A 12,560-nucleotide genomic window follows, 5' to 3' on the forward strand; every position below is an offset into this window, starting at 1 on the left:
TACCAGGGTAGCCGTGCCTGCCCGACGGGCCGGAGGCGGTGGCGGGGCAGCGGTGGTGCAGCGGAAGTCGTCCCGGCGCCCGGGGCCGATTGCGACGATGGAAGCCGGTGCGGCACGCGGAGGTGGGGTGTGGCCGGAAACTACGACGGTGCGCTGCGGGGTGCGGCGCTGGCGGCTTTCGTCGTGGCGGCGGTGCTGGTCGCCGCCCGGCTGCGCCGCCCGGCCTCGGGTGGGCACGAATCCGATGCGGCGCACCTGCTGATGTGCTTGGTGATGATTGCGATGCTGGTGCCGGTCCTGCATCCACACGCGATGCGGGGGGTGCTGACCGCTATGACGGTGGTCTTCGCCGGACTGCTGGCGGGCCGGGTGGTGCAGTGGCTGCAGACGGCGCGGGCGCCGGGTCCGGCGGCCGACCAGTCCGCGGCACTGGGCTATCACCTGTCGGCCGCCGCGGTGATGCTGTTCGCGATGTCCGGGCACGGCGCGCACACCGGCGCCGGGGCGGGTCCGCCGGCGCCGGTGCTCGCCGGGCTGGCCGCATTGTTCCTGCTGGATGCGATCGCGCTGCTGTCCGCCGCGGGGCGTGGTCTGTGGTGGCATCGGATCGGTCATCCGGTCGGCCACCCCGGTGCGCGGCGGTCGTGGCCGTACGACATTCCGGTCGCGGTGGTACCGCATCTGGTGATGGATCTCGGGATGGCCGCGATGCTGGCGGCCGCGGTCTTGCGCTGACAACCGATCCGCCGGGTGTAGCGGCAGCGAATTGCCCTTATGCGCCAGAGGAATTCGTCGGCGGCCCGAGGTGGTGTCGCTGTGCCGCGCAGCGGGGATGCGGAATCGCTGCGGCGCTTCTACCGGGCGACGGGCTCGGCGGCCTTCGGGGTGGCGGTACGGGTGCTGCGCCGCCGAGGACCGGCGGAAGAGGCGGTTCGGGAGGGCTACGGGTGTCTGCTGCGCACCTGTGGGCAGGCGCCGGTCACGTCGTCGGGCGCTGCGGCCCGGCTACTGGCGCAGGTGCACCGATGTGCGGTGCAACGGGTGCATCGGGGCGATGTCACCCCGATGAGGGGTGCCTCCTGGGCGATCGAATCGGCCCGGCTGGGGTTCGCCGAGCCGCTCGGTGCGCATGGCGAGGCCTTCGTGTTGGCGTACTACGGCGGATACACCTATCGCAGTCTGGCTCGGACGCTGCAGGCCCGGGTCCCGGTGGTGACCCGGCTGCTGCACGAGGCCGTCGATCAGCTCGCGCCGGCGCCGCCCGGGCTTGCGGCGCCGCTACCGGACGGGCAGCTGGTGGCACTGGCGGCACCCTATGCCCTCGACGCCGTGGCGGAACTGGAGCGGCACCATATCGACGGCAAAGTGGCCCGTGCCGCACCGCAGGCCCGCGCGGCCTTCGCGGGTCGGGTCGAGTGGGCTCGGGAGACCCTGGCCGCTGCGGCATTCCGGGACCGCCGTACCCCACCGCGGCATCTCGAGGCCCGGATCCTCGCAGATCTCACGGCGCCACCGGCCGGACGCGCCGGGCGGTGGCAGGCCACACCGCCCTGGCTGCGGCGGTTCGGGGTGAGCTGACCGTTCCGGTACGTCCACGCCCCGGCGAATCAGAGGTCGACGACGTGGTCCTCGGCGACCCGGCCGCCGAGGCGGACCCAGCCGTCGGAATCCCATTCCGTGAAGATCTGGGCACCGCTGCCCTGGGTGACCACCAGGCTGCGCCGCAGTTTGGCGGTGAGCGCGACCGCCGCGGCTCCGGTGGCTTCGTCCTCGGCGATGCCGAATTCGGGTGCGAACATCCGGGTGCGCACCGCACCCCGGGATTCGTCGGACCAGGTCCAGAAATAGTGCCGGCCGGCGGTGAAATCGTCGGCGCGCAGCGCCTGCAGCGCGTCGAGGTCGGCGAGCTGATGGAATTCGAAGTCGGGTGCCCATTCGGCCCGGGCCTGGATCCAGGTCAGGCCGCCGTTCTGCTCGACCGCGACCGGACCGGCCGGGACATCCAGCACATCGACGGCGAGTCCCTGGGTCCGTAGCCACCAGGCGGTGCCGACGGTGGGGTGGCCGGCGAACGGCAGCTCGACGGTCGGGGTGAAGATCCGCAGCCGGGCGGTGCCCTGCCGGGGACCGTCGACGACCGCGGTCTCGCTGTAGCCGAGCCGGGCGGCCAGTTCCTGTTTGTCGAGGGCGGCGACGTCGGCGGCCCGGGCGATTCCGAGCTGGTTACCGCCCCGGCCCGCCGCATCGGTGAATACGCGCACGACCTCGACCTGCGTCGCATCGGATTCGGGAACCTCGTGTGCGTCCATATCGACGAGCGTACCGGCGGTCGGGAGCCGAGCCGCGGAGGTCGGGCCCGGCGACGACGACGGCCCCGTCCGAAGCGGACGGGGCCGTCGAGTGCGCCTCCGGTGTCACACGCCGGCCGGGGCGAGTGCCTCGGTGGACTGGACGGCCTGGCCGACGCCCGCGACGATGGCGGCCACGCGCAGCGATTCGAAGATCACCTCGCGCGACACACCGGCCTCGCGGAGGGTGTGCTCGTGGGCCTCCAGGCAGTGCTGGCACCCGTTGATCGAGGACACCGCGAACGACCACAGTTCGAAATCTGCCTTGTCCACTCCCGGGTTGCCGATGATCTGCATGCGCAGGCCGGCCCGCAGATCGTCGTAGCGGCCACCGAGGAAGGCCTTCCCGCGGTAGAACACGTTGTTCATACCCATGATCGAGGCGGCGCCGAGCGCGGCGTTGTAGGCCTCGGCCGAGAGGGTGTCCGCGGCCTCGTCGGCGATCTCCCGCAGGGTGATCGCCGAACGGGTCGCGGCCGCGGCGGCCAGCAGGGTGCCCCACAGCTGCTGCTCGTTGAGCACGGTGCTGCGGCTGATCGATGACAGATTGAGCTTGAGGTCCTTGGCGTACTCGGGCAGGGAGTTCTTCAGGGTCTCGACGCTCATGATGGGGTTACCTCGTGGTGAATCGGCCGCTGTGGCGGTGGGGGAGTGGGGCTTTCGGGGGTTTCGCGGGAATCAGACGCTGGCGGAGAGCAGTTCGCCTGCGTCGATGGTCGGGTCGCCCTTCTTCCAGTTGCAGGCGCACAGTTCGTCGGACTGCAGCGCGTCCAGCACGCGCAGCACCTCGTCGACATTGCGGCCCACGGAACCGGCGGTCACCGAGACGAACTGGATCTCGTTGTTCGGGTCGACGATGAAGGTGGCCCGATCCGCGACACCGTCGGCGTTGAGCACACCGGTCGCGGTGGCCAGTTCCCGCTTGATGTCGGAGAGCATCGGGAACGGCAGGGTCTTCAGGTCCTCGTGCTGGGCCCGCCACTGGAAGTGCACGAACTCGTTGTCGACGGAGGCGCCGAGCACCTGGGCGTCCCGATCGGCGAACTCCTCGTTCAGCTTGCCGAATGCGGCGATCTCGGTCGGGCAGACGAAGGTGAAGTCCTTGGGCCAGAAGAAGACGATGCGCCACTTGCCGGCGTGGTCGTCGCTGGTGATCTGGGTGAAGTAATCGTCGGGCTGCTGAGCGTCGACCTTCGACAGGTCACCTCCGATGACCGCCTTGAGGTTGTATGCCGGGAACTGGTCGCCGATGGTCAGCAGGGCCATGCTCATCTCCTCATCCGTGGTGGGTCGCGCTCGTCGCGGAGCTCGACACTGATCTTGCCGACAGCGTACTTAAAGGTAAAGGTGATTGCACGCACTACACTGATAGGCGTGACTGATCAGACTTATCAGCCGACCCTGTCGCAGCTGCGTGCCTTCGTGGCGATCGCGGAGTACCGGCATTTCGGCACCGCGGCCGCCCGGCTCAATGTGAGCCAGCCCACGTTATCGCAGGCCCTGGCAGCCCTCGAAAACGGTCTGGGGCTACAGCTGATCGAACGCAGCACCCGCCGGGTGCTGGTGACCGCCGCGGGGATGCGGCTGCTGCCGCAGGCGAAGGCCACCCTGGAGGCCGCTGATCGGTTCGTCGCCTCGGCCACCGGTGACGGGCTCGGTGGTGCCCTGCGCCTGGGCATCATCCCGACCGTCGCCCCGTACGTACTACCACAGCTGTTGCCGGAGTTACGCCGCAAGCTGCCCGCCCTGCTGCCCCAGGTGGTGGAGGACCAGACCGCCCGGCTGCTGGAGGGGCTGCGCACCGGCATCCTCGACGCCGCCCTGATGGCCTTACCCAGTGAAACGCCCGGGATGACCGAGATTCCGGTCTATACAGAGGAATTCGTGCTGGTGACACCGCGCGGACACGAATCGGCCGGGCGCACCGATCTCGGGCCGGGGGTGCTGGCGGAACTGCCGCTGCTGCTACTGGACGAAGGTCACTGCCTCCGGGACCAGACCCTGGAACTGTGCCGCACCGCCGAGGTGCATCCGGGTACGGTCGGCGACACCCGCGCCGCCTCGCTGGCCACCGTGGTGCAGTGCGTGGCCGGTGGTCTCGGGGTCACGCTCATCCCGGAGATGGCGGTGGCCGCCGAAACCGCCCGCGGCACCCTGGACACCGCCCGGTTCACCGCACCGGCGCCCGGCCGGACCATCGGCCTGGTGTTCCGCTCCTCCTCGGCCCGGGCCGAGGACTACGAATACCTGGCCGCGATCATCCGGTCGAAGCGTCCGTTCTGAACCGGGCGATATCGCCGTTGCGAGTCAGGCGCCGTGTCCGCGCCGGATGACGCGGGTCGAGACGCTGGCCGGAGCGAGCCGGTCGCGCAGTAGTCCCACCGCCCGTTCGGCACCCGGACCGATGGCGCCGCAGGTGAACACGTCGATGAACAGTTCCCCGGACTCCGGATAGGTGTGGATCGAGGCATGCGATTCGGCGAGCAGGGCCAGGACCGTCACCCCCTGCGGAGCGAACTTCTTGTGCACGATCTCGCAGACCGTGGCACCCGCGGCGGTCAACGACTCCCGCAACGCCGCTTCCAGCCGGGCCGCATCGTCGCACAGTTGTGCATCGACACCACCGAACTCGGCCAGCACATGCCAGCCGGTGAACTCCGCCATACCGCGCCCGCCCTAGCCGGCTGCCACGGTGAACTCGTCGAACACCACGTCGCCGGCCGCATCGGATTCGGCAAGATCCACGACCGCCTCGAAGGCCCAGCCGTGATCGCCGGCCGGATCGTCGAGTACCTGGCGGATCTCCCAGGCTCCGGGGCGTTGCCGGATCCGGAACAGCTGCGGACCGCGGGCATCGGGACCGGTGCCGATTTCGTCGTACTCGGCGAAATAACCGGCGAGTTCGTTCTCCCATTCCGGACCGGGGCTCAGCTCCGCCAGTTCGGCGAACCGGCGCCGCGAGGCGAGCTCCACCCGCCGGAACATCGCATTGCGGACCATCACCCGGAATGCGCGTTCGTTCGCCGAGATCGGCCGGACCGCCTCGGCGCCGAAGGCCACCTGTTCGGCATCGGCAGCAGCACCGGGCGAGGTGAGCTGCTCCCACTCGTCGAGCAGGCTCGAATCCACCTGACGCACCAGTTCACCCAGCCATTCGGTGAGATCGTCGAGCTCCTCGGTACGGGCGGCGTCCGGGACGGTGCGCCGCAGTGCCCGGTAGGCGTCGGCGAGGTAGCGCAGTACCACCCCCTCGGACCGGGCCAGCTCGTAGTACGAGATCAGTTCGGCGAACGTCATCGCCCGCTCGACCAGATCCCGCACCACCGACTTCGGTGACGGTGCGAACTCCGAGACCCACGGATGCCCGCTCCGGTAGGTCTCGAAGGCCGGTTCGATCAGCTCGGCAAGCGGTTTCGGCCAGGTGACCTCCTCCAGGAGCTCCATTCGCTCCTCGTAGTCGATTCCGTCCGCCTTCATCTCCGCGACCGCCTCGCCGCGGGCGCGATGCTGCTGAGCCATCAGCAGCTGCCGCGGATCCTCCAGGGTCGCCTCGATCAGGGACACGACATCGAGGGTGTAGGTCGGACTGTCCCGGTCCAGCAGTTCGAATGCGGCGAGCGCGAACGGCGACAGCGGCTGGTCGAGCGCGAAATCACGCTGCAGATCGACCGTGAGCCTGGCATAGCGGCCCTGTTCGTCCGGCTCCGGCAGCTGCTGCACCACCCCGGCATCGCGCAGCGCGCGGTAGAGGCGGACGGCGCGTAGGATATGTCGGCGCTGCGCCGGCCGCGGTTCGTGATTGTTCTCCAACAGGTTGCGCATCGCGTCGAAACAGTTGCCGGGCCGGGCGATCACGTTCAGCAACATGGCATTGGTGACGGCGAACCGGGACACCATCGGCTCCGGTGCGGCCGTCACCAGCCGGTCGAAGGTGTCCTCACTCCAGGACACGAAGCCCTCGGGAGGTTTGCGGCGCTGCACCTTCCGCAGCTTCTTGGGGTCGTCGCCGGCCTTCGCCAGCAGCCGGGCGTTCTCGACCTCGTGTTCGGGCGCCTGGACCACCACGGTGCCCATGGTGTCGAACCCGGCCCGGCCGGCCCGGCCGGCGATCTGATGGAACTCGCGGGCCTTGAGCCGCCGGGTCCGTACCCCGTCGAACTTGGTCAGGCCGGTCAGCAGCACGGTCCGGATCGGCACGTTGATCCCGACACCGAGCGTGTCGGTACCGCAGACCACCTTGAGCAGTCCGTCCTGCGCCAGCTTCTCCACCAGGCGGCGGTATTTCGGCAGCATTCCGGCATGGTGGACGCCGATCCCGTGCCGCAGCAGCCGCGACAGCGTCTTGCCGAAGCCGGCCGCGAACCGGAAATTGCCGATCGCCGCGGCAATGGCATCCTTCTCGGCGCGGGTGGCGAAGTTGACGCTGGTCAGCGCCTGCGCGCGTTCCAGCGCCGCGGCCTGGGTGAAGTGCACGACATAGACCGGTGCCTGATGCGTGGTCACCAGTTCGGTCAGCGTTTCGGTGATCGGGGTACGTACATAGGAGAAGTGCAACGGGACCGGGCGTTCGGTACCCGATACCACCGCGGTCTCCCGGCCGGTGCGCCGGCGCAGGTCCGCGGCGAAGAAGTCGACCTCACCGAGCGTGGCCGACATGAGCAGGAACTGTGCTTTCGGCAGCTCCAGCAGGGGCACCTGCCAGGCCCAGCCCCGGTCCGGATCGGCGTAGAAGTGGAACTCGTCCATCACCACCTGCCCGACCTCGGCGTCGGCGCCCTGCCGCAGCGCCAGATTCGCCAGGATTTCCGCGGTGGCGCAGATGATGGGGGCCTCGGGGTTCACCGCCGCGTCGCCGGTCACCATCCCGACGTTGTCGGCGCCGAAGACCTCGCACAGGGCGAAGAACTTCTCGCTGACCAGTGCCTTGATCGGGGCGGTGTAGTAACTGCGCTGCCCCTGTGTCATCGCGAACAGGTGCGCGCCGACCGCCACCAGGGACTTCCCGGACCCGGTCGGGGTGGACAGGATGACGTTCGCGCCGCCGGCCAGCTCCATCAGGGCCTCGTCCTGCGCCGGGTACAGCGGCGTCCCCTGGCTCTCCGCCCACCTGCCGAAGGAGTCGTACAGTGCGTCGGCGTCGGTGCCGGGGATGTCCAGCAGGTCGGTCAGATCCACTCCGACCACCCTAGTGCGACGCCGGCGGCCTAGACCGGCGGGTTACCGGGGTCGTCGTCGTAGCCGCCCTGTTCGGCCAGGAACCGCTCGAACTCCGCGCCGAGCTCGTCACCACTGGGGAGTTCGGTCTCGCCGGCGAGCAGGCCCGACTGCCGCTCCTGGGCGGTCACGAAGCTGTCGTACTGCCGTTCCAGCGCCTGCACGACCGATTCGACCTCGCTGTTCCCGGCGATGTGCTCGTTGACCTGCTCGCGGACCCGGGCCGCCGCGGACCCGAGCGCGGCCAGCGGGATCTCCAGACCGGCATTGTCGGCCACGTTCTCCAGCAAGGTCTGGGCCGCCTCGGGATAGTCGGTCTGGGCGAGGTAGTGCGGTACGTGCACCGAGAATCCGAGGGATTCGTGCCCGTGCTGGGCCAGCCGGAACTCCAGCAGCGACGAGGCGCTGCCCGGTACCTGCAGTTCACCGGGCCAGCGCTGATGGTCGCCGATGAGTTCCCGGTCCGAGGCGTGCGCGGTCACTCCGAGCGGCCGGGTGTGCGGGATCGCCATCGGGATGGCGGACAGTCCGATGCTGCGCCGCACCCCGAGCTGTTCGGCCAGCAGCCGCATGGCAGTGGTGAACTTCTCCCAGCGCAGATCCGGTTCCAGCCCGGCCAGCAGCAGGAACGGGGTACCGGCGGTATCGCGCAGCGCCCACAGATTCAACTCGGGCTCGGTGTAGGCGGCGAAACGGTCGGTGTCGAAGGTCATCATCGGCCGCCGCGAGCGGTAGTCCAGCAGCTCGTCGACATCGAACGAGGCGACCAGTTCCGATTCCAGGCTCTCCCGCAGGTGCGTGGTCGCCAGCCGCACGGCATGGCCGGCATCGGTGAACCCCTCCAGGCCGTGCACCAGCACGGGGCCCGCGCCGTCGGTGCCCGACAGCTGCGGAGCGGGGAACTCCAGTTCGTACATGCGCGACTCGCGCTCCATCGCGTACTCCTTCCTGCGCCGTCCGCCGGCTGTCGCGGCGAGCGGACCCGGCCACCTCCCATTGTCTCCCATGGCCGCCGGTGACTCGCACACGCCTGCCGGCCATCGGCCGTCCGCAGGAGCAACAGCGGCTCCGGCGCCGGCATTCCCGCCGGGTCGTCTGCGGCGTGGCGGCGCCGAGAAGGCCGCAGTGAGTTTGGCACAGTAGGGGAGTGAGCAGCTACCGCCTGCGGGCGCGGATCGGCCGCCTGGGCGTTTCGGTGCTGGTGTGCGGCGCCGTCGGCGTGTCCGCGTGCACGAACACCGTGGCCGGCACTCCGGTCGCCGAGAATCGCGGCACGGTGTCGCACATCCCGGGAGCGCTGGCCGACCTGCTGCCGGCTGCGTCGGCGTTCCCCTCGCGGTACCCGCCCGTGGTGCTGCCGCCACCCGCAGCGCGGGCGGCGGTGACCGATCTCGCGGGCGCCGGTGCCGGCGACGAGGTCGTGCCGGCCGGCTGCCGCCCATCCGATCCGGACCCGTCGGTTCCGGCCGTCATGGTCGGTACCGACGACGCCGACCGGACGACCCTCACGGTCGCGTTGGTGCGCACCCGCGAACCCCTGGCCGAGCTGCGGGCACACCTGCGACAGTGTGCCCGGCTGCAGGTACGCGGCCCGGGCGCGGCGGTTACGGTCGGTACGCGAGAGGTGGCCGCACCGCGAGTGGCCGGGGCCGACGCGGTGATCGCGACCGTCCGGACGGTCGAACCGGAGGGTGCCGCCGTGCCGGGCACGAACCGGACGATGCGGTCGGCTACGGGGCAGGTCGGGGATGTCCGGATCACCGTCACCGCGATGACCTTCGGGGCCACGGAACCGGACGCCGGGGCGGTCGCGGCACTGTTCGCCGACGCCGTGGCGGCCGTTCGCGCCGGGTGAGCGCGGCACTCTAGCAGCCGGTGGTGACACCGTGCCGCGCCGCCGGACCGATCCGGGGCCGGCCGTCCACAGCCCGGCCGTTCGTCCACAGGTTTCCGGAATCCGCAGGTCGCGCAGGATCCTCCGGGTGGCGCCCGGCGGCACGCTGGAGCCATGACGCCATCTCCCGATCCGACCACCGCCACGTCCGCAGCCCGGCACCGTCCGCCCGACGGTGCCACCCTCGGCCGGTACTGCTCCGGGCCGGTGTCCCGACGGCCGGCTCCGGCGGCCGCGGATGCCGGGCCGCCGTCGTGTGCCGAACGCGGCCCCGGCTACCCCGCCCGGCTCCGGGAGGCACCACCGGTGCAGATCGGCGACCCGGGCGCACTGATCGTCGCGCTCCCGGCGATGCTGGGCTTCGTTCCGGAACGCTCCGTGGTGGTGGCGCTGCTCGGACCGGCCCGCGGGCCCGGCTCGACCGACACCGCCCTGATCGACGCCGTCGTCCGATTCGACCTCGACGGTGCGGCGGCCCCGGCCGGCCGGCAGCGGCTGGCGGAGTGTGTCGGCTCGATCTGCGCCCGGGAACGGACTGCCGAGGTGCTGCTGGTCGTGGTCGGCGGCCGGCCCGTCGACGCGGCCGGATCGGTCGGTGCGCTTGCGGACGGGCTGGCGGAGTACGGAATCGGAGTTGGCGGTGCCTGGGCGGTCCCCGCCATCGCCGCCGGAGCGCACTATCACAGCGTGCTCGGATCGGGCGCCGGGACACTGCCCGATCCGGCGGGTTCCCCGGTGGCGTTGTCGCATGTCCTGGAGGGTCGGCCGATCCGTGGCAGCCGCACCGAACTGACCGATCTGGTGGCTCCCGATCCGGGACTGTGCGCCGAGGTGGCTCGGGCCGCGGGAGCGGCCCGGGAGCGGTACCGCAGCGAACGGGCTGCGGCCGCTCGTAGGGGCGCGGCGGCGGATTTCCACCGGCGCAGCCTGGAATGGGTGGCGACGCAGGTGGCGGATACCGAATCCGGGGTACCCGGGCAGGCGCGGGAGCTGGCCCGGCTGGCCGCGATGCTGCGGGATCGGGTACTGCGGGACGCTTTGTTCGGGCTGGCGGCGAGTGACCATGCGGCGCCCGCTGAACAGCTCTGGGTGCAGCTGGTCCGGGCAACGGCCGGTGCGGACCGGGCGGAGGCGGCGGCGTTGCTGGCGTTCAGTGCCTATTTGCGCGGCGACGGCCCGTTCGCCGGGATCGCGATCGAGATTGCGGTCGATTCCGAGCCCGGGCACCCGATGTCGCGACTATTGGAAACCGCCCTGCAGACCGGGATGCGCCCTGAACAGCTGCGGCGGATCGCCGAGGTCGGCCACATGCTGGCGGCCGACCTCGGTGTCGACTTCGGCCCGATGACGCCGTGACCGGCCGGGTACTCCGGCGGTCCGGCAGCGTTCAGGCACTGTGTGCGCGATCGCCGAGCGAACCGATGAACTTCCAGGCATCGGAAACGATGCCGTCGAGATCGGTGTGCTCGGGCCGCCAGCCGAGCTCATCGATCGCACGTTCGCTGGATGCGATGAGGACGGCGGGATCGCCGGCCCGCCGGGGCGCGTCCTGTGCTGCGATCGGTGCGCCGGTGACCCGCTCACAGGCCGAGATGACTTCACGCACCGAGAACCCGGTTCCGCTACCGAGATTGAAGATCCGATGGGTGCCGGGCGCGGCCGAGGACAGGGCGAGCAGATGGGCCTGAGCGAGGTCGCGGATATGGATGTAGTCACGTACCGCGGTGCCGTCGGGGGTCGGCCAATCGGTGCCGAACACCGAGATGGACTCCCGGTGGCCCAGTGCCACCTGCAGGACCAGGGGGATGAGATGCGTTTCCACCACCCGGTTCTCCCCGAGACCGGCATAGGCGCCGGCGACATTGAAATACCGCAGGCTGGTGGCGGCCAGGCCGTAGGCATCCGCGTACGCCGTGATCGCGTGGTCGATCGCCAGCTTGCTCGAGCCGTACGGATTGGTCGGCCGGGTCGGCGCATCCTCGGTGATCGGCACCTGTTCGGGTTCGCCGTAGACCGCAGCCGTGGAGGAGAACACCAGGCGCGTGGTTCCGGTGGCCCGCATCGCATCCAGCAGGGCCAGGGTCTTGACCACATTGCCGTGCCAGTACTTGTCCGGCTGCTGCACCGACTCGCCCACCAGCGACTGGGCCGCGAAATGCAGGACGCCGTCGAACGATTCGGCGTGCAGCAGTTCCGGCGCCGCGGTTGCGACATCGCCGCGCACGAAGCGCGCACCGTCGGGCACCCCGTCCGCGTTGCCGGTGGACAGATCATCGACGACGACGACCTCGTGCCCCTGTTCGAGCAGGACGGCGGCACAAACACCGCCCACGTAGCCGGCTCCTCCGGTCACCATGAGTTTCATCGATCAGACCGGCTTCACCTGGACGGCATGCGCCATCTCGTCGGACAATTCGAACCCCGAATGCCCGGGCACCGTGATGACCACCGCGCCCGGCCGGGTCTCCACGGTCACGCGGGCATCGGGGACCACACCGGCCTCCCGGAGCCGGCCGATCACCTCGGGGTCGGTCTGGATGTGCTCGGCCAGCCGCCGCACCACCACGGCATGCGCGCCGCCGGGCGGCAACTCGGACAGCCGCACCAGCGGTTCGTCGGCATCACTGGTATCGGTGACTCCGAGCTCGTCCAGGCCCGGAATCGGGTTGCCGTACGGCGACGTGGTGGGCCGGTTGAGCACCTCGACCAGGCGGCGCTCCACCTCCTCGCTCATCACATGCTCCCAGCGGCAGGCCTCGGCGTGCACGTTCTGCCAGTCGAGGCCGATGACATCGACGAGCAGCCGTTCGGCCAGGCGGTGTTTGCGCATCACCGCGACGGCCATCGCACGGCCCTTGTCGGTCAGCTCCAGGTGCCGGTCGCCCGCGACCCGAAGCAGTCCGTCGCGCTCCATCCGGGCCACCGTCTGACTGACCGTCGGGCCGCTCTGCTCCAGGCGCTCGGCGATCCGCGCGCGCAGGGGCACCACGCCCTCTTCCTCGAGGTCGTAGATGGTACGGAGGTACATCTCCGTGGTATCGACCAGATCCTTCACGTGTTCATACCCCTTCGTCGGCATGATTCTACCCGGGCGCAGCGGGTCG

The 12,560-nt window shown here is 70.3% G+C and carries 13 protein-coding genes; 5 read left to right on the forward strand and 8 right to left on the reverse strand.

All coding sequences use genetic code 11. The annotated features are described in order from the left end of the window. Positions 1-129: 129 nt before the first annotated feature. Positions 130-735, forward strand: coding sequence for a DUF5134 domain-containing protein (locus tag AC1HFH_RS09795; RefSeq protein ID WP_480247114.1), 606 nt, complete (start codon positions 130-132; stop codon positions 733-735). An 81-nt stretch (positions 736-816) separates the two neighbouring features. Then, on the forward strand, positions 817-1,578 hold the full coding sequence (locus AC1HFH_RS09800) for an RskA family anti-sigma factor (protein ID WP_480247115.1): 762 nt from the start codon (positions 817-819) through the stop codon (positions 1,576-1,578). A gap of 29 nt (positions 1,579-1,607) precedes the next feature. On the opposite strand, the gene AC1HFH_RS09805 is transcribed toward AC1HFH_RS09800, so the two are convergent. The 3 genes from AC1HFH_RS09805 to AC1HFH_RS09815 form a co-directional block, all read right to left on the reverse strand. Then, the gene (locus AC1HFH_RS09805; protein WP_480247116.1) at positions 1,608-2,309 is read right to left on the reverse strand and encodes a PhzF family phenazine biosynthesis protein; all 702 of its coding nucleotides are present in this window, start codon (positions 2,307-2,309) and stop codon (positions 1,608-1,610) included. 105 nt (positions 2,310-2,414) lie between these two features. Continuing rightward, a complete protein-coding gene (gene ahpD, locus AC1HFH_RS09810) occupies positions 2,415-2,954 on the reverse strand; it encodes an alkylhydroperoxidase, AhpD family (RefSeq protein ID WP_480247117.1) in 540 nt (179 codons plus the stop codon). 72 nt (positions 2,955-3,026) lie between these two features. Then, on the reverse strand, positions 3,027-3,614 hold the full coding sequence (locus AC1HFH_RS09815; RefSeq protein ID WP_480247118.1) for a peroxiredoxin: 588 nt from the start codon (positions 3,612-3,614) through the stop codon (positions 3,027-3,029). A 108-nt stretch (positions 3,615-3,722) separates the two neighbouring features. Between AC1HFH_RS09815 and AC1HFH_RS09820 the strand changes: the two genes are divergently transcribed. Further along, on the forward strand, positions 3,723-4,631 hold the full coding sequence (locus AC1HFH_RS09820) for a hydrogen peroxide-inducible genes activator (RefSeq protein WP_480247119.1): 909 nt from the start codon (positions 3,723-3,725) through the stop codon (positions 4,629-4,631). Positions 4,632-4,655: 24 nt separating this feature from the next. Here AC1HFH_RS09820 and speD read toward each other — a convergent pair whose 3' ends face one another. Genes speD through AC1HFH_RS09835 form a run of 3 tightly spaced genes read right to left on the reverse strand, consistent with a single transcriptional unit; the run spans position 4,656 to position 8,497 of the window. Then, on the reverse strand, positions 4,656-5,012 hold the full coding sequence (gene speD, locus AC1HFH_RS09825) for an adenosylmethionine decarboxylase (protein WP_480247120.1): 357 nt from the start codon (positions 5,010-5,012) through the stop codon (positions 4,656-4,658). 12 nt (positions 5,013-5,024) lie between these two features. Beyond that, positions 5,025-7,523 (reverse strand): DEAD/DEAH box helicase, encoded by a 2,499-nt coding sequence (locus AC1HFH_RS09830; RefSeq protein ID WP_480247121.1) that lies wholly within the window; start codon positions 7,521-7,523, stop codon positions 5,025-5,027. A 29-nt stretch (positions 7,524-7,552) separates the two neighbouring features. Then, positions 7,553-8,497: a proteasome assembly chaperone family protein gene (locus AC1HFH_RS09835; protein WP_480247122.1), complete on the reverse strand. Its 945-nt coding sequence runs from the start codon at positions 8,495-8,497 to the stop codon at positions 7,553-7,555. Positions 8,498-8,709: 212 nt separating this feature from the next. Here AC1HFH_RS09835 and AC1HFH_RS09840 point away from each other — a divergent pair, with 212 nt between their 5' ends. Both AC1HFH_RS09840 and AC1HFH_RS09845 read left to right on the forward strand, forming a co-directional pair. Beyond that, on the forward strand, positions 8,710-9,417 hold the full coding sequence (locus AC1HFH_RS09840; protein ID WP_480247123.1) for a sensor domain-containing protein: 708 nt from the start codon (positions 8,710-8,712) through the stop codon (positions 9,415-9,417). A 153-nt stretch (positions 9,418-9,570) separates the two neighbouring features. Then, positions 9,571-10,812, forward strand: coding sequence for a DUF4192 domain-containing protein (locus AC1HFH_RS09845; protein ID WP_480247124.1), 1,242 nt, complete (start codon positions 9,571-9,573; stop codon positions 10,810-10,812). 31 nt (positions 10,813-10,843) lie between these two features. Here AC1HFH_RS09845 and galE read toward each other — a convergent pair whose 3' ends face one another. Together galE and AC1HFH_RS09855 are read right to left on the reverse strand one after the other, a co-directional pair. Beyond that, complete coding sequence (gene galE / locus AC1HFH_RS09850; protein ID WP_480247125.1) at positions 10,844-11,821, reverse strand: UDP-glucose 4-epimerase GalE; 978 nt, start codon at positions 11,819-11,821, stop codon at positions 10,844-10,846. 3 nt (positions 11,822-11,824) lie between these two features. After that, positions 11,825-12,511, reverse strand: coding sequence for an iron-dependent transcriptional repressor DtxR (locus tag AC1HFH_RS09855; protein WP_480247800.1), 687 nt, complete (start codon positions 12,509-12,511; stop codon positions 11,825-11,827). Between the last annotated feature and the right edge of the window lie 49 nt (positions 12,512-12,560).

This window comes from Nocardia sp. KT25-26, from assembly GCF_056627695.1.